This window comes from Gammaproteobacteria bacterium (genome assembly GCA_013817245.1).
GTDB lineage: Bacteria > Pseudomonadota > Gammaproteobacteria > HTCC5015 > HTCC5015 > JACDDA01.
Window position 1 is genome coordinate 163,041 of the sequence record JACDDA010000003.1, and the last position, 23,773, is coordinate 186,813.

Sequence of the window (23,773 nt, forward strand, 5' to 3'; positions counted from 1 at the left end):
ATTAAGTCTTTTTACTAAGAGGCATTCTGTGCGAAAGCCAGAAGCAACGCAAGACTCGCAATTGCTACTGCATTAATTTTGTGGCGCTTCTAATGCCGCAGCTGAAATGCCCGCAATATAAGCACTCGCCCATGCCCACTGAAAATTAAAACCGCCGATACGACCGTCTACATCACAAACTTCTCCACACAAAAATAAACCCGGGCATACCCTCGACTGCATTCGCGCAACATCTATTTCAGTTAAAGGAATACCACCGGCGGTAACTTCCGCATGAGTAAAACTACGACTGCCGGTAATGGGTACGGTCATTGTAAAAAGATTATTCGTTAACCTTTGGCGAGCATCGCGGCGTAATTGATCGCAGGGCTCTTCAAGAGCAATGCCGCTTTCTTCGCAAAGCGCATCGGCTAAGCGCGCGGGTAAATATATTTTTAAAAAATTACGCACTGTTTTGCGGCCACCTTCGCGTAATGCAGCCGAAAAATTTTCTATCGTCATCTGCGGCAGCCAATTGATATGCAAATTTAAATTGTCTTGCGCGTGTTGCGCGGCTAACCAGTAACGACTGACATCCAATACTACGGGTCCCGACAAGCCAAAGTGCGCGCACAATAATGAATCGGTAAAACTAATGACGCTTTTCCCCGCCGTATTTACTAAAGATAAATTTGCCGGCAATGTCAGTCCAGACAATGTAGTCAGAAAATGGGTGTTAGGTAATAACAAAGGAACTAAAGCGGGCAAGATGGCTGGCGTAAGGCTGTGACCTAAACTTTGCGCGAAGGTGTAACCCGCGCCATCAGAGCCTGACTTCGGCAAACTTTTTCCACCCGTCGCTAAAATAACTTTTTTTGCATGCACGGAATTACCGGTGCCGGTAATAATAAATTCTTTATCATTACGAATAAGGGTTTGCACACGGTATTGATTAATTAATTTAACATTCGATTTTTGTAGCGCTTGCAATAAAGCCGCTAACACATCATGCGCGTTATCACTGACCGGAAATAATTTTCCCGTTTCTTCTTTTTTTAAATTCACGCCATGTTGTTTAAAAAATGCGACGGTGGCGGCGACATCGAAACGACGTAACACTTTTTTTATAATATTGCGTGAGCCGCCCGCATAATCTTCAGCATTCACTTCGCAATGTGTCACATTACAACGACCACCGCCCGCAACTAAGATTTTAGCGCCGGTTTTTTTGGCGCCTTCCAGCACCAAAATTTTTGCATTAGGCGAAGTTTGCGCCGCCCAAATCGCCGCCATCAAGCCAGCAGCACCCGCACCAATAATTGCAATATCGCAGGTATCAGACATAACGAGACATCATCCCTGATAAAAAAACGCGTGAATGGAAAATATTTTAAATAGCTAATGTGCGATGTTGTTGCAAGAAAGGTAAAACCGCCGCGTTAAAAAGTTCAGGCCGTTCTACATTTGAGACGTGTCCCGCTTTTGGTAATTCGCGGAAAATAGCGCCGGGAATATTATCGGCCATATGTTTAACGTATTCCGGCAAAGCAATCCGATCTTCTTCACCCACCACGCATAAAGTGGGTACTGTGATCGTATTAAACTCGGGGAATGACGTATAACGTGTTACACAGTCTAAGGTTTTCATATACGACTCGGCGTGTAACTCGGCCAAACTATCAACTAACAATTGAAACTTATCCGGTGTCACTGAAACGCCAGCTAAACTTTTTGCTACATCGGGTGCAATATCGGCCGGCGTTTTACCGTCTAATAAAGGTTGTTTGCGTAAAGCTAAAAATTTATCAACTTCTTCTGCGCTTGCAACTTTTTTAGAGCCTGCGCTGGTATCACACAACGTTAATGTTGCGACTCTTTCTGGATAACGCGCATAGAAATCTAAACTAATGCGCCCGCCCATCGACAATCCCATAATGTGTGCTTTACGAGCGCCAAAATGATCCATGATGCGTAATAAGTCTTGGCTAAAATCTGCAAAATTTAATGGGCCAGCGTAATCATCTGATTCACCATAACCACGCGCATCCCAAGCAACCGCCGTTAAAAATTCACTAAATGCACTCACTTGCGCGCGCCAATTAGTTTTATTACCACCAATGCCGTGCATCATAATTAATAAAGGGCCAGCACCTGCAACATCCACCGCGATCTGTGGCTGGCCGGCAATTTTAATTGTTTGAATATTTTGCATGATGTAACTCGTGTCATGATTGCAAGAACACGTACGCTGAATACGTTGGGTACGCAAGACATCCATGCCAATAAAAAAATTGCCGCGCGTTAAACACGGCAATGATAAGTTAAAAAAGGATTAAGCCAATTCGCCTTGCAATATGCCATCTTTAATAATGATCTTGCCATCGAGATCAATCGTGGTGTTACGCACAGGCAAATCATAATGACCCAAGGTGTAACGACCCGCTGAAGGATTCGCACCCGTGGAATATAAAAAGTTACCGGCAAATGCGCGTTGTTCAGTGCAATTTACTTCGCCTTTGTCATACATAATCAGCGCATCCCAACGCGCGCCAGGATTCATGCCCCAACCAACGTGTGATACACCGTACGCATTTTTATCGCCCCATGCCGCAAAATAACTGCGCATGATTTCTGCATCAAAATGATCGCCTTGAATATCGACAACAAAATCATCTTCGATAATTAATTTAATAGGATTTTCTAAATAACGCTTAAAGGTTAAATTGATATCACCACGATCTAATACCAGCACACCATTAGTAGAATGCACCGCAGGAAAACAACTATTAATGCCACCTGGCCAACTAGACAACTGACCCGGGTTATCTGAAATACCAAAATTGCCACCCACACGTGCACCCGTCATGGTAACGGTTAAATCAGTACCCGCTTTTGATGTGACTTTCATCAATTTGGCTTTTTGCATCATTTCTTTGCCGGCTTGAATTTTTGGTTTTAATGCAGGATTAGGCGGCAGACGTTCTAAAACTTCAGGATGCTCATTACTGATATAAACACTGCGTGCACCGGAACCTAAAATAATCGGTGTTTCAGGCGAATGAATCACGCCTTCCACCGTTAAATCAGCAATAAAACCCACACTGGTTAACGCTTTTAATACTGGTTCCAATTCACCAATCACATACGATGAACCCGTTGAACGCACCGGCACGGGTGCATCCTGCGGCAATGTCGGCAAGATAATATGGAAAGGACGCGCACCAATGCGCAATAAAGCGAGTTCAGATAAATGCACGTTAATTTCACGCGATTGGGTTTCCGACAAAATCGCTACCACATCGCCTTTTTTGACGTTGCAACATTCAAACATGTAAACAAAACTATCAATCCATTTGCCTTCAATACGATCTTTCAACATTACGGAACTCCTAGAAAACAAACGTAGGCATATCGGCTAAGAAACACAATGCGCCGCAATAAGGGACAAATACTAAAGGAAATGGTGGTCTCGACTAGACCGAATAGCTAATGCTTTTTGGAATGCCCCCCATAACTTTCAGTGTGGAGCACAATACAAAACACCTTAATCCACGTATTCCACCCCGGAATTCAGGTCTTTATGGTGATTGTGAAGGCGATACGGGGAAAAGTAATAATAAAGAGACGCTACCCTTATTCGATCAACGCACAACATGATCCGTTAATAAGATTGCAGCACGTGTATTTTTCTTTTTGAAATTACGGATAACACACCGCCGATCTTCAAGATCGTCGGTGTGATCTTTTACATCATTTAAGGTGCACTACTGATCGTGACACTGACTTTACCTAACGCACCAAAATCGGCGGTGATTTGATCACCTAACTGTACATGCACCAGCCGGGTTAACGCGCCTGGTGCAATATATTGACCTGCACGCAAGATCTGACCATTTTGCACGCCATGATTAGCCAACCAAACTAAGGCATTCAAAGGATCGCCTAATACAATACTGCCTTGGCCTTGTTCAACGACATTGTTATTACACGACACAAATACTTTCGCTTGTTTCGCGGTTTCAGGTCCCCAATCAAAAACACTTGGCCCAACAATCACGCCTACATTCACGCCATTGGCGGCCACTAAGGGCAAACCACCAAATTTAAAAGGATCTATATAACAAGACCAATTCACTTCTAACATTGGCACTACGGCTTTAATCGCTGGCAAAATAGTGTGCACATCATAAGGTTGTCCTAGGTCTACTAAATCTTGACCTAGCAAAAAACCGATTTCAGGTTCGACACTGATAGGTTCATGGCGCAAGGGCCATACCGCCGGAGAATGGTATAGCGTGCGAGCAAAAATGCGGCCACTAAAGGGAGCTTTAATATTGAGAAATTTTTGGCCTTCAATGGTGGTCGCACCTACTTTCCAACCGATTACTACTGCATCTTCTACTAGAGCATCCGCCACTGCATACGCCTCTTCTAAAGAAGCAGGAATATGTTCTGGTGTTATCTCAAAGGCTTCCCGTTTTTGATACGCTTTTCGCAAAGCACTGGCCAATCGTTCTACGCTCATTAATAAATCCCTATAGTGGCGGTTATTTAGCCTAAAATTCACAGTAGGCTTTATATTAGTTAAATTATGCTAAGCAGAAGTTCTTTATAAACGTACGCAAATTTAAGCGGGACGTTAGAACGTCTCTGTAGCGGGTAACCCATAGGCTTAATTTATACTATATCGTAACGCGAATAAAACATTTAGGTTACAAATATTTTTATGGCTTTAAATGCATTTTATAATTTTCGCACCATTGCTCTAATGTCGTGCCGGCCTCACCCAATAATTCATTTGCTTCTTTACTCTGCGCCGCACCTAATTCAGCAATCCGTTGAAAACCACTGAACAAGATCGCAGCCCAGCGCATATCGGGATTGCGCGTTAACCACGCAATAAATTTAAATAGTGGCAGCGGTAAGCTATCTACTTTTATATTGGGCGCACAAATTTGTTTGTACACTTCTAACGCCGCCTGCATAGTGTACGCTTTAGGACCATACACGGTTAATGTTGTATTGGCGGCCGCACTATTTTTTATCGCTTGGCTGACCATTTCAGCATAATCATCGACGGCTAAATAATGATAAGCATGTGGTTGATGGCCTATCACTGTTGCGCGTTTGCCACGCACAAACATCGGCAAAAATTCCATGAAATGGGTGGCACGTAAAATAGTATAAGGTACACCTGATTCTATTAACGCACGCTCTGCGCCCAACTTAATACGTGCCACAGGAAAATCGGCATGCGCGGCCAAATCACCTGCGCCGGATAAATACACTATTCTTTGCACACCCGCTTGCGCTGCTGCTTTTGCTAAATTTTGTGTGCCTAATAATTCATTCTGCTCATAACTGGCAATCGTATTGGTGCCGCGCAAACTAATATAAACTGAATCCACACCGACCAACGCCGCAGGCAAACTTTCTGCTTGTGTTACGTCTCCTGCCACATACGCGAAACCTTCGCCTAATTGTTGCCGTGCCTGTGTAGTATTACGCGCTAAAATACGCACAGCATAACCATCGGCCAATAAACGGCGCGCGACGGGTTCACCTAAACGACCTGTTGCTCCTGCAATTAATACGGTATGCGGCATAACAATTCCTCTTTGAATTACGCTCTTTAGTCGGTGAGTGGATTAGTGCATTATCAACTCATGGCATGATGCAAGCTTAACGAATATGCGTTGCTTATCTTAACAGACACACGCTTTTTGGTCAGTGCAGACCACTCACAATATGTAGAGATCCATGAAAAACGAATCCTCACTCTATCCAGCAGCAACCGAAGTATTAATCATTGGCGCCGGTGCCGCGGGTGCGTATTACGCTGCACAACTTGCGAGTGCAGGTAAAACGGTTACGGTATTGGAATCAGGTCCGGCGTGGGAGTTACGTGATTTATACAGTTCACAAATTTGGGCGCGACGTTTGAAATGGGGCGGTCCTGCAGTCGAACGCAGCGGCACTCATGCGATTGGTCATAACATGGCAACCGGTTGGGGTTTAGGAGGCGCTGCATTACATCATTACGCAGGTTGGCCGCGCTTACACGAAAATGATTTTAATTTGCACAGTGCGTATGGTCGCGGTTTAGATTGGCCTATTGCTTATTCAGATCTGCGTCCTTACTACGATAAAATTCAAACTGAAATTGGTGTCAGTGGTGATAGTAAAGCTGAAACATGGCGTCCGCCTGCAGCGGATTATCCAATGCCACCGATGCCGAATTTTCCGCACAGCGCCATCATCGCGCGTGGTTTTAATAAATTAGGATTACACACGGCGGCAACTCCCGCCGCCATTAACACCACTACTTATAATGATCGGCCTGCGTGTATTTATGATGGTTGGTGCGATGCAGGTTGCCCTATTCAAGCGCTTGCGAATCCTTTAGTTACGCATATTCCACAAGCACGCAAAGCCGGTGCGCAATTTATTACGGGCGTAACGGTTAGTCGACTCTTGATGGATAAAAAAAATCGCGTCAGTGGCGCAGAATATTTTGATGCTAGCGGCAACGTACATAACATTAACGCAACACTCGTGATACTCGCCGCCTCTGCCATTCAAAATCCGCGCATTTTACTCAACTCCGCTAACAACAAGTTTCCTAATGGTTTAGCGAATCGCAGTGGTTTAGTCGGCCATTATTTTAGTTGTCATAGCATTAGTAGTGTCTACGGTATTTTTACTGATGAAACTCATAATTATCTGGGTGTACCTACCGGCCAATTAATTTGCCAAGATCATTACGATAATAAAAAACAAAAAAATAGTTTCGGTAGTTACATGTGGGGCATTGGCACCGCATTAAAACCTAACGATATATTAGGCATTGCGATGACACGGCCAGATTTGTTTGGTGCAAAATTACACACTTTCATGCAACAAGCCGCGCAACACATGGGCACCATGAGCTCCGTGAATGAAACGCTTGCGCAAAAAGATAATCGCGTGGAACTCAGTAAAGAACGCGATGTTTTTGGTATACCGCGTGCGCATGTTGTGCACAGTTTGCATAAAGACAGCGCCAACTTGTGGCAAACAGTTAATCAACAAGGTTTAGAAATTTTTAAAGCAGCAGGGTCTGAACAAAGTTGGAATGGCCCACTCGTCACCGCGCATGTACTCGGCGGCACTATCATGGGCAAGGATCCACGCAGCTCCGTAACTGATAGTTACGGACACACGCATGACATTCCTAATTTAATTATTGCGGGTGGCGGATTATTTCCTAGCGTAGGAGCGGTCAGTCCGACGTTTAGTTTATATGCGTTAGCTGCACGCAGCGTCGAACATTTATTAAAAAATTATCGTGACTACGCCAGTTAAAAAAACCTACAAAAAATCAAAAAATAAATTTCAATTCATTGTAAGCACTACTTTTCAACAAACGCACGCTCAATCACATAATCGCCCGGCACGCCGGTTTGCGGCGAAATTTTAAAGCCACGCGCATCTAATAAATTACGCGTATCTTGTAACATGGCAGGGCTACCACAAATCATGGCACGATCAGTAACCGGATTGAGTGGCGGCAAACCAATATCTTTACATAATTTACCAATCTCAATTAGTTGCGTAAGGCGGCCTTGGTTTCTAAAGGGCTCGCGCGTAACAGTAGGATAATAAATTAATTTTTCGCGGACTAATTCACCAAAGAACTCATTATCGGGCAATTCTTTGCTAATAAAATCGTGATACGCCAATTCACTGACATAACGCACACCGTGCACCATAATAATTTTTTCAAAACTTTCGTACACATCCGGATCTTGAATAATGCTAATAAACGGCGCTAAGCCGGTACCACTGCTAAACAAATAAAGATTTTTACCCGGCAATAAATCATGTGCGACCAAGGTACCCGTAGGCTTGGTGCTCATTAAAATTTTGTCGCCTACTTTTAAATGCTGTAAACGTGATGTTAATGGGCCATTGGGTACTTTAATACTGAGAAACTCTAAATGCTCAGCGTAATTGGGACTGGCAATAGAATAAGCGCGCATTAAGGGCTTACCATTTACTTCCAAACCAATCATCACAAAGTGACCATTTTCAAAACGAAAACTACTATCCCGTGTGGTAGAAAAACTAAACAGGGTTTCATTCCAGTGCTGCACATGCAACACAGTTTCAGTGATAAATTTTGACATAACTACATCACACCTACGTGAATCATCAAGATTAAAAAAATATTAAAAATCACTTTCTGTAAACGCCATTACACTTTCTGCACCGGCTTGTGCGGCCGCTAAATAGGCATTAGCTCTGGGCATTATTTGATCAGCATAAAAACGTGCGGTGATTTTTTTGGTTTTGGCATAATTATCATTCGGCATTTTTTGCTCGGCTATTAATGCAGCTTTTGCTAACAACCAACCACCGGTAACGGTGCCCATCAACATCAAGAAATTCCAACCACCATTACCCATCGCAGCAGGATCTTTTTCAAAGTTTTGTATAACCCACTGCACGCCGGCTTGTAATTCTTCAACGCCTTTTTTCAAAGCCGTATGCGTCGCTGCAAAACTGCTGCCAGCTTGCGCTAAATCAGTAACCGTTTTTTGCATATCATCAAGCAATTGATTCACTGCTTGCGCTTTATCCATAAAAATTTTGCGGCGAATTAAGTCGGCGGCTTGGATTGCATTAGTGCCTTCGTAAATAGCGGTAATGCGCACATCACGAGAATATTGCGCAGCGCCGGTTTCTTCGACGAAACCCATACCGCCATGCACTTGCACACCCCAATAAGTAACTTCTTGTGCAATTTCTGTGGCCCAACCTTTAACGATGGGCGTTAATAAATCGACGCGTGCTTGATGAAAGACTTTGGTTTTTTCATCGTCGGCATGATGCGCAAAATCCAAAGAAGCTGCCGCCACATACGCTAAAGAACGACTCGCTTCCGTTAATGCACGCATGGTCATTAACATACGACGCACATCGGGATGTTTAATAATGCTGACTTGCCCTTCAACGCCCGGCACACGACCTTGACGACGTTCTTTGGCATACGCAACGGCGCTTTGATAAGCACGTTCCGCAACGCCAATACCTTGTAAACCTACGGACAAACGCGCGTGATTCATCATTGTAAACATGCACGCTAAGCCAGCATTTTCTTTGCCGATTAAATAGCCTACCGCACCACCGTTATCACCAAAACTCATGATGCAGGTGGGACTCGCGTGAATGCCCATTTTGTGTTCTACCGAGACCACGCGTAAATCATTGCGTTTACCTAAACTACCATCGGCATTAACTAAAAATTTTGGCGCTAAAAATAATGAAATGCCGCGCGTGCCTGCGGGTGCATCAGGCAGTCGCGCTAACACTAAATGCACAATATTATTAGTAAGCGGATGTTCGCCCCAGGTAATAAAAATTTTCTGGCCGGTAATTAAATAATGATCGCCTTGCGGAATCGCTTTGGTTTTTAATTCAGATAAATCCGAACCCGCACTCGGTTCAGTTAAATTCATCGTCGCCGTCCATTCACCGGAAACCATTTTGTGTAAATAGGTTGCTTTTAAAGCGTCACTCGCATGGGCTTCTACTGTTTCTGCCGCACCATGACCTAATACGGGACATAATGAAAATGCTAAGTTCGCTGATGAAATCATTTCGATTAGCGACGCGCCAATAATTTGCGGCAAACCCTGGCCGCCAAATTCTGGAAATAACGCCATGCCAGGCCAACCACCTTCCACGTATTGATCGTACGCTTCTTTAAAACCATCAGGGACGACCACTGCATCACCGACCACGCGCGCGCCGACGCGATCACCTAAAACATTCAAAGGTGCGATTACACCATTCGCTAACTTACCTGCTTCCGTTAAAACAGCTTCAGCAATATCAGGTGTCGCTTCTGCATACGCAGGCAAACGATTCAAGGCATCTAAACCCGCCAACTCTTGCAAGGTAAACATCATGTCGCGCACGGGGGCAATGTAATCGGTCATTGGTGATGCTCCTTAAAGTAATAACACTCGCCGCTTCAGCAGCGCAGGTTTAATTCATAAAAAATTCGGAGTAATGAACTACTAAACGCTTATTCTTCCATACCGACAGAAAAAGCCGATTCCAATTCATCACGTGAATACATTTTAAAAGCAATCAAGGTTTCCAAACTGACGATACCGCCCACTTTTGCCATACGCACGCTGATTAAATCTGCTAATTCATCATTCCGTGTCACACGTGCAATCGCGACTAAATCATAACGTCCTGCAACCGAAAATACTTCACTGCAACCATCGAGCGCTGCCAATTTTTCCGCGACTTCATTAATCATCTGTGGTTCGGCTTTAATTAAAACAACGGCGCTGACCATGCGGTGCTCCTTTCCTGGCTAAATCAATAATGAGACTAAGCGTGCATAAAAAAATCGCCGGAGTCTAGCTCCGGCGATACTTGAACCACATTAACTGCGCAAAAAATTAGGCAGCGCCTTTGGCTTTTTCTAATTCCATTTCACGCAATTTAAAACGCTGTACTTTGCCCGTATTGGTTTTAGGCAAACTATCTACAAACTCAATTGCCCGTGGATATTTAAACGGTGCAATAGTATTTTTAACATGATCTTGCAAAATCTTTATCAGCTCCGGACTCGCTTTCTGATCATCATGCAACACAATATAGGCTTTGACGATATTGCCACGATCTTCATCAGGCGAACTGACAACGCCGGTTTCTTTCACCGCAGGATGCGTTAGCAACGCCACTTCCACTTCAGGTCCTGCAATGTTGTAGCCAGACGAAATGATCATGTCATCGGCCCGCGCTTGAAACCAAAAATAACCGTCTTCATCCATTTGATAAGTATCGCCGGTCACATTCCAACCATTCGCAACATAGTTTGCTTGGCGATCATCATTCAAATAACGGCAACCGGTAGGGCCTTTAACCGCCAATTTACCGATACTACCTGCAGGTAAAGGCTGATTTTCATCATCCAACACGCAGGCTTGATAGCCCGGCACGGGTTTACCGGTAGCACCTGGGCGAATCTCATCGCCTGCGGCTGAAATAAAGATATGAATCATTTCAGTAGAACCAATGCCATCAATAATACGGTGGCCCGTTGCTTCAAACCAACCATCAGAAGTGGGTTTGGGCAAAGGCTCCCCCGCTGATACGCAGAACCGTAAACTAGAAATATCGAATTTCTTCACGTCGGCGGTCATGACACGGTACGCCGTAGGCGCGGTGAATAAGCCGGTGATTTTGTATTTTTGTACGTAATCTAATAAAACACCTGGCGCAGGTGCTTCAATCATGACGGCGGATCCGCCAAAACGCAGCGGGAAAATTAACTCTGCGCCCAAGCCAAACGTAAACGCTAACGGTGGGCTGCCGGCGTAAATATCATTTTCAGTGGTCTTTAAAGTGTAACGCGCAAAACAATCGGCCATCGCCAACACATCACGATGAAAATGCACAGGAGCTTTTGGTACACCCGTCGTGCCGGAGGTGAATGCTAATAAACAAGGATCATCACGATAGGTTTTTACGTTTTCAAACTGATCCGATTTACTCGCCATCAGTTTTTCCAATTCACCATCGCCCCAGGACACTACTTTCTTGAGGTCTTTGGAAGACTGCGCGGCTTTGCGCAAATCATCGGCTAAACGGCTATCAACCAAACCAATGCTGGTTTTACCTTTATTAATAATGGCTTCTAATTCTGAAGTACGCAGCATCGGCATCGTCGTCACGACAATACCGCCGGCTTTCACTACTGCGAACCAACAAGCAACTAACATGGGATTATTAGCCGCGCGTAAAATCACGCGATTGCCTGCGACTAAACCTAAATCTTGCGTTAACACATTGGCGATTTGATTAGATTTTTTTAACAACTCACCATAAGTCCAATTACCGCTATCCGAATAAATAGCCACCTTATTGGCCTTGCCAGCCGCCACATGTTTATCTAATAACTCAGTCGCACAATTAAGCACTTCAGGATATTGCAGTTCGGGTAAATCAAATAAAAACTCTGGCCACTGAGCGACGGGCGGTAAGCCATCACGAACAAAAGTGTCGATATGTGCGGTTGGAGCGCTCATGTTTCCCCCTGGAGGATTGCAATCAAATCATTTAACGTACATATGGTCGTAACATCAGCAAGGCAAAGTGCCTGCCAGCCCAACTTTTCTTAAGTTGGCGGTGAAATCTGCGCTCTAACGTGTTCCGCTGAACAAGCAGAGACCCCTTTGCGGCCGCACATTTTAAACGCGAAAGCTGCTCTGTCAATGGTTGCGAAAAAGCCGTGAACTACGCACCATTTTGCAGCAATTACCGAGGATAAGAACCTTATCTTGCACAACAATGGACTATTTATATTCGACTTTATAGCCACTCTCCTGGTCTTTATTATCAAATCGCGGGTCTTTCCACATTACAAAGGTATTGGCCATTCGATCATGCAAGCTTTGTCGCCGCGCATCCCGTCCCGCTAAATACAAACTCAACGGCGCGAGCGGCAACAACAATAATTTCCAAAAATTGCGCGACCATGCTTGTTTAAAGCTAAGGGTTTTGCCATTTTTATTGACTACCACAATAGCAAATGCACGTTTACTCAAGCCGGCGCGTTCTGCAGAGCTTTCAAACCACGCGCCATATAAAGCAAATAATAAAATAGGAATGAGCATTAACAGACAATGCCACAGCGGCTGCTCTTCATTCGGAAATAATGCAAACACCCCCGCCCACATTACAACCAAGACTGGACACGCTGCAAAAAATCGAATATTGATGCTCGCGTAAATCCGACTTTCATTGCGGGTATTCAATACCACTAAAAAAGTTATTACACCTAACAAAATAGTTACGCACAAAAAAACTGTTCGCATTCATAACCTCACTTTAAGCAGTTATTCATTTACAAAGTCATCGGCAAATGCAGTGACTTGGCGTATATGCGTCGCGTCTAACAACACCATCAGCAAGCGTTCAATGCCTAAAGCAACACCTGCACAACGCGGCAATCCCATTTGCAATGCCATTAAAAAATTTTCATCAAGCGTCACAGCAGACAAGCCGCGCTGTGCGCGCTGTTGTAGATCAGATTCAAAACGTTGTCGTTGTTCGATCGCATCTGTTAATTCATAAAAACCATTCGCCAATTCTAGATCACCCCACAGTAATTCAAAACGTGCGGCAACCGGCGTGACCTTATCGGATGCCATTACAATTTGCGCTAAGGCCGCTTGCGAGACAGGATAATCATAAATAAATAAAGGTGATTTGGGTAACTGCGGCAAGATATGCAAACTCAAAATAAAATCCAACCAAACATCGCGATTATTTAAAACATTATTTGCATCCAACATGCTATCAGGAATAGCAAAACCAGCAGCAACACAATGTTCTCGCAGCGTAGCCGCGCTGATGTTATTTGGATCAAAATCAGCATTAAAACCAGCATATTGTTGAAATAACTGCGCATAAGAATAACGCGGCACCGCAGGACAATCACGCTGTACAATATGCAGGCATTCATGTAACAACATTTCTACTTCGTTCATTAACGCGTAATGATCAAAGTCGATGCGATACCATTCCAACAAAGCAAACTCAGGCAAATGTCGCGCACTTAAATCGTAATCACGAAATACCGTTACGATTTGATAAATAGAAGGACTGCCCGCTGCCAACAAACGCTTCATTGCAAATTCAGGCGAGGTTTGTAAATAGTGCGCAGTAGGTTGGCCACGTAAATGCAATTTAGCCGTGAGCGGAATGACATTCGGATCTGGATTAGCACTGCGTGACAGCAGCGGCGTTTGTACTTCTAATACATCACGCACCGCAAAAAAATTTCGAAGGGTTTTTAATAATTCAGCCCGGATCCGCAATGTGTGCTGCGTAATTCCGGGCTGCCATTGCTCAGTCATTGAGATGACTAATTATTCTTTTTATTCTTTAAACCGCGACACGTAGCTGTTATTACGCGTGTCCACACGAATCAGCTCACCTTGATCGATAAACAACGGAACATACACCACCGCGCCCGTTTCTAATTTGGCTGGTTTCGTACCGCCTTGCACGGTATTTCCGCGCACACCAGGATCAGTTTCGGTTATTTGTAACACCACAAAATTAGGCGGCGTTACACATAAAGGTTGGCCATTCCATAATGTCACTTGGCAGGTGCTTTGTTCTTTCAACCAAATTTTTGCGTCACCCACGGTTTTTTCATCTGCAGCTAATTGTTCGTAGCTTTCAGTATCCATGAAGTGCCAAAACTCGCCATCGTTATAGAGATATTGTAAATCGGTATCGACCACGTCAGCGGCTTCAATAGAATCACCAGATTTATACGTGCGTTCGACTACACGACCGGTTTTTAAATTACGAATTTTGACCCGATTAAAGGCTTGGCCTTTACCCGGCTGCACAATTTCGTTTTCGACAATACTGGCCGGATCACCATCAAATAAGACTTTCAAGCCGGACTTAAATTCACTAGTGCTGTATGATGCCACGCAATCACTCCGTCTCAACTGGGTGTTGATTCTAAGGGGCGGTATGATACCTGAGTCCTCGTCTGTCGTCGCATCTCATGCACTACCTATTTGGCAGAAAATGCTCAATCAAGCTTTTCGCGATCCGGAAGCGTTGTTGAATTATGTGCAATTAAACGACCCGGCCCGCTTATTAGCCGCACGGCAAGCAGCCAAATTATTTCCTTTATTAGTCCCGCAGGGCTATGCCGCCCGTATGCGTAAGGGTGATCCCAACGATCCCTTGTTGCGCCAAGTTTTACCCTTGGCCGCCGAATGCGAAACAACGCCGGGCTTTAGCAATGATCCAGTAGGTGATTTAGCCGCAGTGCAACAAAGCGGTATTTTGCGCAAATATCACGGTCGTGCTTTATTAATCAGCACCGGTGCCTGCGCAATTCATTGCCGTTATTGTTTTCGACGCAGTTTCCCTTATAACGACCAGCACGCAGCACAAGCCCAGTGGCAACACACGCTCACCTTCCTGCGGCAACACAACGATATCGAAGAAGTTATTCTGAGTGGCGGCGATCCATTGAGTTTAAGCAATCAACGACTGGCACCTTTATTGGAAGGTTTAGCCACCATCCCGCATATCAAACGCCTACGTCTGCATTCCCGCTTAGCCGTGGTGTTACCCGAACGTATTGATACTGAGTTACTACAATTGATCGCCGCGAGCGGAAAAACTCACGTACATGTGATTCATGCCAATCATGCCAATGAAATCAATCATGAGGTTGTGCTGGCTTTGCGCGCTTTACGCAATGCGGGTGCGCATCTATACAATCAAACCGTTTTATTACGAGGCGTTAATGATTCAATTGATGCACAAGTCAATTTAGCGGAAAACCTATTCGCGCACGGCGTACAGCCCTATTACCTGCACTTATTAGATCGTGTGCAGGGTGCCCAACATTTTGAAGTGCCTGAAGCTGAGGCGCTGGCGCTCTGGCAAAACCTACAAGCACAATTACCCGGTTATTTATTGCCTCGTTTAGTGCGCGAAATTCCGGGTGAATTATCCAAAACGTGGGTCGCTCGCTGAAAAACCCCTTCAGCTATTGGCCAACTGGTCGAAATGTTCAAAAGCTGAGAGAATACCCATTCTATTTAAGATGTGCTTATTACTCATAAGTCATCCATTAAGACTTCGAGGAATCCAGGTTGGCGAAAGAGAACGCAGTCAGAATACTGGTCATAGAAGACTCTGCCAATGAAGCCGAAAACTTTTTAAAAGCAGCACGGTCAGTGGGCTTTGCTGTGCGTCCGCAGTCCTTGCGAGCAGAAGATAAAATTGCAGAAGTCCTGCAACAACATCAACCGCATATTATTTTCTTCAGTTACAAAAATAAAACAGTTCCATCATTGTCCGAGTTAAAAGTCGCTTTAGAAAAAACTGATTCCAGTGCGTCCGTCATTGTAATTTGTGATACGCCCGAACAATTATCCATTATTGATGCACTCAAAAATGGCGCTTGTGATCGCATAATTCGTCGCGACTTAGATCATCTAACGCTGGTCGTCAAACGCGAATTTGAACGCTCACGCGCATTAAAAGATTTCAAAGTTGTCGAAAAACTTTACAAAGAAGCCGAAGCGCGTAACCACGCATTAATGGATAATTCTCGCGATGCTATCGCCTATGTTCACGTTGGTATGCACGTTTATGCAAACAAAGCCTATTTAGAATTATTGGGCTTCGCCGCCTTTGATGATATCGAAGGTTTACCAATTATGGATTTGGTAATTTCGGATCAACAAGAAACCTTCAAAAAATTCTTACGCGGTTTAGATGAACACAGCGACAAAGCGATTGAATACGAAACACGTTTAACGAACACCCAAAATAATGAGTTCCGCGCCAAAATGGAATTCAGCCCTGCCAGCATTGAAGGCGAGCCTTGCACACAGATTATTATTCGGCAACAAACCGACTCTAAAGAATTAGAAGAACAAATTCATAAGCTCAGCAAGCTTGATCCACTGACCGGTTTATTAAATCGCCAAGCATTTTTAGAAAAATTTGGCAAAGTCATTCCGCAAGTCACTGCGACCAAACAATTAACGCTTGCATTGCTCGGCATTGATAACTTCAAACAAATCCAAGAAGTTATTGGCTTAGTCGGTAGCGATCAAGTCTTATCCGATATTGCGGATTTAATTAAAAGAAATATCAGCGAACAAGATTTAGCCGGTCGTCACGAAGGTGGTAAATATTTAATTTTATTACCACACGGCAATGAAGCAAAACTAAAAATGCTCAGCGACAAGCTTATCAAAGTTATCGGTGAACAGATTAGTTCGGTAGGTTCAAAATCTGTCACGATCAATGCATCACTCGGCGCCAGCATTGTGGACGATGCAGAATTAGATGTTAACGAAGGTATTGCGCGTGCTGAAAAAGCTTATAACACGGCGGTAGAAGAAGGCGGCAATCGCTTAGCAACGTATCGTCCGAAAGAAGGCGAAATGACTCAAAAGCAAATGGATGCTGCATGGGTTAAGCGCCTCAAAGCTGCGCTCGATGAAAAACGTTTTCATTTATTGTATCAACCCATTGTGCAGCTCGATGGCGGCACAATGGAACGTTATGAAGTTTTTATGGAAATGCGCAATGAAAAAGGTGAGCGCGTCTCTACCGGCGACTTTTTACCCGCGGCCGAACGCACTAAAATGTCGAAAGTGTTAGATCGTTGGGTTATTAGTAATGCACTCGGTCAATTAACCAATCGTTTAAAAACGCGTCCGAATACTGTGTTTTTTGTGAAGCTCACCGGCGGCTCACTTGAAGATAAAGAGTTATTCCGCTGGATTGGTGAAAAAACCAAAGCGGCTGATTTACCTAAAGGCAGGTTGATTTTCGAAGTCAAAGAAGAAGCCGTTATTACCCATTTAAAATTAGCGCAAGCGTTTGCGACCTTGCTTAAAACCATTCACTGTGGTTTTGCTATTGATGACTTTGGCAAAGGGCCTGATCCCTTTAAATTATTAACGCTCGTGCCTGCACAGTTTTTAAAATTTGATAAAGACTTTACGCAAGACTTGTCACGCAACGAGCAAAACCAAGAAACATTAAAAGAAATCACGGCTAAAGCGCAAGAATTAAAAAAATACACTATCGTGCAACACGTTGAAGATGCGGCGAGTTTGTCAGTGTTATGGGTCATTGGCGCAAACTTCACACAAGGCAACTTCTTCCAAGGTCCTTCTGACACAATGGATTATGATTTTTCTTCTGGCTTAACTTAAACATTATTATTTATTTATACGCAATAAAAAAGCCGCCGTTACTTATATAACGGCGGCTTTTTTCTAACAACTACTAATCTTCAATTAAGCATTAAAACCTTCGAGGGCTTTGATGCGTTCTTCAATCGGCGGATGACTCATAAACAAACGTTTTAAGCCGGTGCCTAAACCACCTGCAATACCAAACGCTGCTAACTGCTCTGGTAATTGTGCAGGCGAATGTTGCGCTTGCAAACGTTTTAAAGCATTCACCATTTTACTACGGCCCGCTAAATTAGCGCCGCCTGCATCCGCGCGGAATTCGCGTTGACGTGAGAACCACATAACAATCATTGTTGCGAGGAAACCTAATAAAATTTCGGCAACAATACTGACAATGAAGTAACCCATACCAGGACCGCTTTCTTCGCGACGAAATACAAATTTATCAACGGCATAACCAATGACGCGCGCTAATACAATGACAAAAGTATTTAACACACCTTGAATCAAGGTTAGTGTAATCATATCGCCATTCGCCACGTGACTAATTTCGTGGCCTAATACTGCCTCTACTTCATCACGACTCATTTTGTCTAATAAGCCCGTACTGACGGCGACCAAAGCGTTATTACGATTTGCGCCTGTCGCAAATGCATTTGGATCTGGGCTTGGAAAGATGGCCACTTCCGGCATCCCAATGCCGGCTTTTTCGGCTTGACGACGTACCGTATTAATCAACCAAACTTCCGTTGCATTGCTAGGCTGGGTAATAACGTGTGCACCCGTACTGCGTTTCGCCATCCATTTAGAAATCAGCAGTGAAATAAAACTGCCACCCATACCAAACACAAAAGCAATAATAAATAAGGCTTTTAAATTCAAGCCACTTTCTTGAACAATACGGCCATCAATACCAAAAATTCTCAACACAATACCCAGCACAACCATGATAGCTAAGTTGGTGAGTACAAAATAAAGGATACGGCGCATTGTTTAGATCTCCTGTAAGGATATTGGATTCATTGATATGGACAGTGCAGAGAATTTAAAGTGCCAAATCACGCTTTTTTGCACGATCGATGGATTCTACGTTAGAACTCGACGGGGACGCTACCATGGTTTCCGAAGGAAACTCCATAAAAGGAATTAATTTTTCTTTTTGCCGCATAGCATCGGCATAACCTAAACTAATCAAATCTGAGGTAAAACCGCGCTCAAATAACAAATAACTAATAATGCTCGCACCTGATGTCCGGTTAGCACCCGCACGGCCTAAGAAAAACCTTACGGTTTTAGGCAGTTCCTTAACATGCCGGGCGGCAATTTTATCCAAAGCCTCACTCGGTGAAATCACTAAAACATCCACTTTGCGTAAATGTGTTTCGGACTCACTAATCAAATGTGCGGGGATTTTATCAATTGTCTGATTCACTCGTTCCAGACGTTCGATATCACCTTCCAAGCTATCAATAAACGCACTATTCAACATATGGCCGGCAATTTGTGCAAACGTCGGATAGGTTGCACGCTTAGGCGCCGTGCTCGATTGTTGACCATCACCGCTCACGCCAATCACCAATACTTTATCCGCACCTAAATGCAAAGCCGGACTGATCGGCGCTAATTGGCGTACCGCGCCGTCACCAAAATATTCATCGCCAATTTTCACTGCGGGAAAAAATATCGGAATCGCTGACGATGCCATCAAATGATCTAAACTTAATTTTGCCGGCACTCCAATTCGCCGCGCCCGTTCCCAAGGTTGCACAGTGCCAGGCGTCGCTTGAAAAAAACTAGTGGAATGTCCCGATGTGTAACTAGACGCAGAGATACTAATCGCGTGCAAATAACCTTTTTCAATGGCTAAATCAATATTTTCAAACGGTACTACACGTCGCAACAAACGCCGCAATGGCGAGTTATCAAATAAAGACACGGAATCATGTACTTTAACCAAACGCCCCAACACCATCGGTCCTAACCATTCGTAAGCGCAGTGTAAGATACTACGCAAACCAGTTTCGTAAACTTGATCGGTGGTGAAGTTTTGCCACACGGCTTCTAAGCTGCGAATCGCCGGTCGAAACGACGCCGCTCGCGACGCTAATACCACGCCATTAATCGCACCCGCAGACGTTCCGCAAATAATATCAAACGGATTCGATGATTGATGCGGCGCTAATTCCGCAATCGCTTTTAATACACCGACTTGATACGCTGCACGCGCACCGCCGCCGGATAAAATCAAACCTATTTTTTGTTTCTTTTTAAGTGGTGTCGTCATAATCAATTAGCGGCAGCTTAAGCCTTTTTCTGCACTTCCATTTTGTCTATCTTTTGATAACCACGAGGCAATTTTGCACCGCGCTTCGCACGTTCTGTAACGTATTCATCCACTTCGCTGCCGGTCATTAACTTATGTTGCTTACCAGCAAACAGCGCTAGTTTTTCACCGTCTTGTAACAAATCAATAAACTTCACATATTCACTATGATCTTTCGAACGCGCCGGTGGAATGTTCACAAACTTCACCCCTTTGCCTTTCGCCATTTGCGGTAATTCGGTAAGACTGATAACAGCCATATACCCTTCTTCTGTGACAGCTACAATCCAATCTGCTTGCAAATCACGTACCGGCACGGGCGGTAACACTTTAGCGCCCGCTGGTACACTAATGAGTCCTTTACCGGCCTTTTTGGTCGCCATCATGTCATCTAATTTACAAATGAAGCCATAACCTGCGTCAGTCGCTAATAAATAATGATCATCCGCTTGGCCCATCATAATGCCCACAAACTCTGCGCCGGAAGGCTGATTCAAACGACCATTTAATGGCTCACCAAAACCCCTTGCTGAAGCTAAATTATGACTAGGCAAACTATAAGAACGCCCTGTCGAATCTAAAAACACCACCGGCTGATTACTACGACCACGCACGTAACCCAACAAACTATCACCGGCTTTAAACGGCAAACTCGCTGGATCCATTTCATGACCTTTGCCTGCGCGCACCAAACCTTTCGCTGACAAAATTACCGTAATCGGCTCAACGGCAATCAAAGCCGTTTCATCAATCGCTTGTGCGCTCAATTTACTTTCTTTGATTTTGCAACGACGCGCATCGCCATGTTGTTTCACGTCCGCTTCTAATTCACTTTTGATGAGATTTTTTAAACGTGTTTTAGAATTTAAGGTTTTTTCCAAATCATCTTTTTCTTTGCGCAACTCATCTTGCTCACCGCGAATCTTCATTTCTTCGAGCTTCGCCAAATGCCGCAACTTCAAATTCAAGATTTCTTCAGCTTGCGTATCCGACAATTTAAAGCGTTTCATCAAAACGGGCTTAGGATTATCTTCCGTACGAATAATCCGAATCACTTCGTCAATATTCAAATACGCAATTAACAAACCATCCAAAATATGCAAACGACGATCAACTTTATCCAAACGCCATTGCAAACGCCGCGTCACAGTTTGCACACGGAACTTCAGCCATTCAATTAAAATCTGACGCAAACCTTTAACGCCAGGACGACCATCAAGCCCAATAACATTTAAATTAACCCGATGATTTTTTTCCAAATCCGTCGTCGCAAAAATATGCGCCATCAACTCATCGAGATCAACGCGATTGGAGCGAGGCACAATAACTAAACGTGTAGGATTTTCGTGATCCGATTCATCACGCAAGTCTTCCACCATAGGTAATTTTTTCGCCACCATCTGCTGCGCAATTTGTTCTAAAATCCGCGCGCCCGATACTTGATGCGGTAAAGCGGTAATAACAATATCGCCATCTTCAATGTGATAAACAGCACGCTGTTTAATCGAACCATTACCGGTTCTATAAATTTCACGAATTTCATTTTTCGGCGTAATGATATCCGCACCGCCCGCATAATCAGGGCCTTTGATAAATTTAAACAAATCATCCAGCTCTAACTGGCTGTCATCCAACAACGCAATACATGCCGCAACGACTTCATTTAAATTATGCGGCGGAATATCCGTCGCCATACCTACCGCAATACCCGTAGTGCCGTTTAATAAAACATGCGGAACACGCGCAGGCATTACAATCGGTTCTTCTAAAGAACCATCAAAGTTCGGCTTCCAATCAACCGTGCCTTGATCTAATTCCTGCAATAATAATTTTGCAAACGGAGACAGCCGCGATTCGGTATAACGCATCGCCGCAAAGGATTTTGGATCATCTTGCGAACCCCAGTTACCTTGGCCATCGACCAAAGGATAACGATACGCAAAAGGCTGCGCCATCAACACCATGGCCTCATAACACGCAGAGTCACCATGAGGATGATATTTACCTAATACATCACCCACCGTTCGCGCAGATTTTTTATGCTTCGACGCCGAGCTTAAACCCAACTCCGACATCGCATAAATAATACGTCGCTGCACCGGCTTTAAACCGTCGCCAATATGCGGCAACGCACGATCCAAAATCACATACATGGAATAATCCAAATACGCTTTTTCAGTAAATTCTTTTAAGGGTAGTTTTTCAACGCCTTCATAATCTATTTCAATAGTTGGATCTTTTTTCTTAGCCATCTAATGTCTCTTTAAATTCACACTTATTAAATACAATTTCTTCGATATTTAAAATCGTTTAAGTTTTTAAAAGCTTACTTGCAGATTGCTTTGCCGAGGCCATATTCATCCAAGATCATTTACTTTGATAATTTTTTAAATCTAACGACGCCACCAACACTTTATCAATGCGGTGTTTATCCATATCCAATACTTCGAAGCGGTAACCCGCGCAATTGAAATGATCGGAAACACGCGGAATTCTACCTAAGACGTGCATAACAAATCCGCTGAGTGTGTGGTAATAATTTTTTTCTTCGCCAGGCAAGCCTTCTTGGATATCAAGCAATGCTTTAAGACGTTCTATATAAATACTGCTATCCATTAACCATGAACCATCTTCACGACGCACGGCATCTTGCTCTTCTATTTCTGGTAATGCGGTTAAGTCGCCAACGATAGATGAAAACACATCGGCAATGGTAACAATACCTTGCAGCTCGCCATATTCATCGACCAACAAGGCTAAATTTTGTTGCGAGCGACGAAAGTTTTCTAACAATTGAGTGGTGGTTACATTTTCAGGAATATATAAAGGCGGTGTTAGCACAGCTTCAATATCAGCCACTTGCAAAGCATTTCCTTGGAACGACGCTTTTAATAAATTGCTTAACTCTAATATGCCGACGATATTTTCTAACCCGCCTGCGCAAACCACAATACGCGAGTAAACACTATCGACGATGCCGTTTTTAATTTCATCCTCGCCATCTTCTAGATCGATGTAATACAAATCCACGCGCGGCGTCATGATCGCTGTGGCGCGTTGATCGTCGAGTCGCAACACGTTCGATACGATTTGTTGTTCACTATGATGAAATATACCGGCCTCTGCGCCCTGCCCCATCAACACTTTTATTTCTTCGTCGGTAACCGGTGGCTCATCTTTGGAATGAGCGCCAATTAATTTCATCAGAAAACTACTGGAGCTTGATAAGACCACTACTAATGGATGCACCGCTTTAGTAAGCACATTCATTGGGATAGAAATTCGCGCAGCAATTTTTTCAGGAGCTAACAAACCAATACGTTTAGGCACTAACTCACCTACCACGACGGTAAAATAAGTTAAGCCCATCACTACGATGGTCAATGCAATCATTCGACTGTAATTTTCCAACACAGGGAAAGAGGTTAGCCAATGAGACAAAGGGTCAATCAGTGCATTTTCACCAATGGCGCCACTTAAAATCCCAATTAAAGTAATGCCTACTTGCACTGTCGATAAAAAGCTCGACGGCGAATCATGTAATTTTAATGCGGCTAATGCACCATGATGATTGCCTTCGTCAATAAGCCGTTGTAAACGTGCTTTGCGAGAAGACACTACTGCCATTTCCGACATGGCAAACAAACCGTTTATAACAATTAATAAAACCAGGATTAAAATATCCATTTACTACGCTCTTTCA

General features: G+C 43.9%; 19 protein-coding genes. 3 read left to right on the forward strand and 16 right to left on the reverse strand.

Annotated elements, in window-relative coordinates:
* Positions 1 to 72: 72 nt before the first annotated feature.
* The 5 genes from H0W44_05320 to H0W44_05340 form a co-directional block, all read right to left on the reverse strand.
* Positions 73 to 1,323: an aminoacetone oxidase family FAD-binding enzyme gene (locus H0W44_05320; GenBank protein ID MBA3581858.1), complete on the reverse strand. Its 1,251-nt coding sequence runs from the start codon at positions 1,321 to 1,323 to the stop codon at positions 73 to 75.
* 46 nt (positions 1,324 to 1,369) lie between these two features.
* Positions 1,370 to 2,191, reverse strand: coding sequence for an alpha/beta fold hydrolase (locus H0W44_05325; protein MBA3581859.1), 822 nt, complete (start codon positions 2,189 to 2,191; stop codon positions 1,370 to 1,372).
* Positions 2,192 to 2,311: 120 nt separating this feature from the next.
* Entirely contained in the window at positions 2,312 to 3,358 is a 1,047-nt protein-coding gene (locus tag H0W44_05330; protein ID MBA3581860.1) for a peptidase M29, read from the reverse strand.
* 375 nt (positions 3,359 to 3,733) lie between these two features.
* On the reverse strand, positions 3,734 to 4,504 hold the full coding sequence (locus tag H0W44_05335; protein ID MBA3581861.1) for a hypothetical protein: 771 nt from the start codon (positions 4,502 to 4,504) through the stop codon (positions 3,734 to 3,736).
* A gap of 199 nt (positions 4,505 to 4,703) precedes the next feature.
* Positions 4,704 to 5,585, reverse strand: a complete 882-nt coding sequence (locus tag H0W44_05340; GenBank protein MBA3581862.1) for an NAD(P)H-binding protein — start codon at positions 5,583 to 5,585, stop codon at positions 4,704 to 4,706.
* 154 nt (positions 5,586 to 5,739) lie between these two features.
* Between H0W44_05340 and H0W44_05345 the strand changes: the two genes are divergently transcribed.
* Entirely contained in the window at positions 5,740 to 7,323 is a 1,584-nt protein-coding gene (locus tag H0W44_05345; protein MBA3581863.1) for a GMC family oxidoreductase, read from the forward strand.
* A gap of 47 nt (positions 7,324 to 7,370) precedes the next feature.
* Here H0W44_05345 and H0W44_05350 read toward each other — a convergent pair whose 3' ends face one another.
* The 7 genes from H0W44_05350 to efp form a co-directional block, all read right to left on the reverse strand.
* A complete protein-coding gene (locus tag H0W44_05350) occupies positions 7,371 to 8,147 on the reverse strand; it encodes a ferredoxin--NADP reductase (protein ID MBA3581864.1) in 777 nt (258 codons plus the stop codon).
* A 42-nt stretch (positions 8,148 to 8,189) separates the two neighbouring features.
* A complete protein-coding gene (locus H0W44_05355; protein ID MBA3581865.1) occupies positions 8,190 to 9,962 on the reverse strand; it encodes an acyl-CoA dehydrogenase in 1,773 nt (590 codons plus the stop codon).
* Positions 9,963 to 10,051: 89 nt separating this feature from the next.
* Positions 10,052 to 10,333, reverse strand: a complete 282-nt coding sequence (locus H0W44_05360) for an Lrp/AsnC ligand binding domain-containing protein (GenBank protein MBA3581866.1) — start codon at positions 10,331 to 10,333, stop codon at positions 10,052 to 10,054.
* A 106-nt stretch (positions 10,334 to 10,439) separates the two neighbouring features.
* Positions 10,440 to 12,071, reverse strand: coding sequence for a benzoate-CoA ligase family protein (locus tag H0W44_05365; protein ID MBA3581867.1), 1,632 nt, complete (start codon positions 12,069 to 12,071; stop codon positions 10,440 to 10,442).
* Positions 12,072 to 12,338: 267 nt separating this feature from the next.
* Positions 12,339 to 12,860, reverse strand: a complete 522-nt coding sequence (locus H0W44_05370; GenBank protein MBA3581868.1) for an RDD family protein — start codon at positions 12,858 to 12,860, stop codon at positions 12,339 to 12,341.
* 21 nt (positions 12,861 to 12,881) lie between these two features.
* Entirely contained in the window at positions 12,882 to 13,904 is a 1,023-nt protein-coding gene (gene genX, locus H0W44_05375; GenBank protein MBA3581869.1) for an EF-P lysine aminoacylase GenX, read from the reverse strand.
* Between the two features lie 21 nt (positions 13,905 to 13,925).
* Positions 13,926 to 14,495: an elongation factor P gene (gene efp / locus H0W44_05380; GenBank protein MBA3581870.1), complete on the reverse strand. Its 570-nt coding sequence runs from the start codon at positions 14,493 to 14,495 to the stop codon at positions 13,926 to 13,928.
* Between the two features lie 43 nt (positions 14,496 to 14,538).
* Here efp and epmB point away from each other — a divergent pair, with 43 nt between their 5' ends.
* Entirely contained in the window at positions 14,539 to 15,561 is a 1,023-nt protein-coding gene (gene epmB / locus H0W44_05385) for an EF-P beta-lysylation protein EpmB (protein MBA3581871.1), read from the forward strand.
* A gap of 119 nt (positions 15,562 to 15,680) precedes the next feature.
* Positions 15,681 to 17,765: an EAL domain-containing protein gene (locus H0W44_05390; protein ID MBA3581872.1), complete on the forward strand. Its 2,085-nt coding sequence runs from the start codon at positions 15,681 to 15,683 to the stop codon at positions 17,763 to 17,765.
* 84 nt (positions 17,766 to 17,849) lie between these two features.
* Here the strand turns inward: H0W44_05390 and htpX are convergent, their stop codons facing one another.
* The 4 genes from htpX to H0W44_05410 form a co-directional block, all read right to left on the reverse strand.
* On the reverse strand, positions 17,850 to 18,737 hold the full coding sequence (htpX, locus tag H0W44_05395; protein ID MBA3581873.1) for a protease HtpX: 888 nt from the start codon (positions 18,735 to 18,737) through the stop codon (positions 17,850 to 17,852).
* 55 nt (positions 18,738 to 18,792) lie between these two features.
* A complete protein-coding gene (locus H0W44_05400) occupies positions 18,793 to 20,031 on the reverse strand; it encodes a patatin-like phospholipase family protein (protein MBA3581874.1) in 1,239 nt (412 codons plus the stop codon).
* 17 nt (positions 20,032 to 20,048) lie between these two features.
* Positions 20,049 to 22,322: a DNA topoisomerase IV subunit A gene (gene parC / locus H0W44_05405; GenBank protein ID MBA3581875.1), complete on the reverse strand. Its 2,274-nt coding sequence runs from the start codon at positions 22,320 to 22,322 to the stop codon at positions 20,049 to 20,051.
* 115 nt (positions 22,323 to 22,437) lie between these two features.
* Positions 22,438 to 23,757, reverse strand: coding sequence for an HlyC/CorC family transporter (locus H0W44_05410; GenBank protein MBA3581876.1), 1,320 nt, complete (start codon positions 23,755 to 23,757; stop codon positions 22,438 to 22,440).
* Positions 23,758 to 23,773 lie beyond the last annotated feature (16 nt).

Coding starts and splice junctions, on each gene's coding strand:
- H0W44_05320 (MBA3581858.1), bottom strand. CDS start 1,323: ATGTCTGATACCTGCGATATTGCAATTATTGGTGCGGGTGCTGCTGGC.
- H0W44_05325 (MBA3581859.1), bottom strand. CDS start 2,191: ATGCAAAATATTCAAACAATTAAAATTGCCGGCCAGCCACAGATCGCG.
- H0W44_05330 (MBA3581860.1), bottom strand. CDS start 3,358: ATGTTGAAAGATCGTATTGAAGGCAAATGGATTGATAGTTTTGTTTAC.
- H0W44_05335 (MBA3581861.1), bottom strand. CDS start 4,504: ATGAGCGTAGAACGATTGGCCAGTGCTTTGCGAAAAGCGTATCAAAAA.
- H0W44_05340 (MBA3581862.1), bottom strand. CDS start 5,585: ATGCCGCATACCGTATTAATTGCAGGAGCAACAGGTCGTTTAGGTGAA.
- H0W44_05345 (MBA3581863.1), top strand. CDS start 5,740: ATGAAAAACGAATCCTCACTCTATCCAGCAGCAACCGAAGTATTAATC.
- H0W44_05350 (MBA3581864.1), bottom strand. CDS start 8,147: ATGTCAAAATTTATCACTGAAACTGTGTTGCATGTGCAGCACTGGAAT.
- H0W44_05355 (MBA3581865.1), bottom strand. CDS start 9,962: ATGACCGATTACATTGCCCCCGTGCGCGACATGATGTTTACCTTGCAA.
- H0W44_05360 (MBA3581866.1), bottom strand. CDS start 10,333: ATGGTCAGCGCCGTTGTTTTAATTAAAGCCGAACCACAGATGATTAAT.
- H0W44_05365 (MBA3581867.1), bottom strand. CDS start 12,071: ATGAGCGCTCCAACCGCACATATCGACACTTTTGTTCGTGATGGCTTA.
- H0W44_05370 (MBA3581868.1), bottom strand. CDS start 12,860: ATGCGAACAGTTTTTTTGTGCGTAACTATTTTGTTAGGTGTAATAACT.
- genX (MBA3581869.1), bottom strand. CDS start 13,904: ATGACTGAGCAATGGCAGCCCGGAATTACGCAGCACACATTGCGGATC.
- epmB (MBA3581871.1), top strand. CDS start 14,539: ATGATACCTGAGTCCTCGTCTGTCGTCGCATCTCATGCACTACCTATT.
- htpX (MBA3581873.1), bottom strand. CDS start 18,737: ATGCGCCGTATCCTTTATTTTGTACTCACCAACTTAGCTATCATGGTT.
- H0W44_05400 (MBA3581874.1), bottom strand. CDS start 20,031: ATGACGACACCACTTAAAAAGAAACAAAAAATAGGTTTGATTTTATCC.
- parC (MBA3581875.1), bottom strand. CDS start 22,322: ATGGCTAAGAAAAAAGATCCAACTATTGAAATAGATTATGAAGGCGTT.
- H0W44_05410 (MBA3581876.1), bottom strand. CDS start 23,757: ATGGATATTTTAATCCTGGTTTTATTAATTGTTATAAACGGTTTGTTT.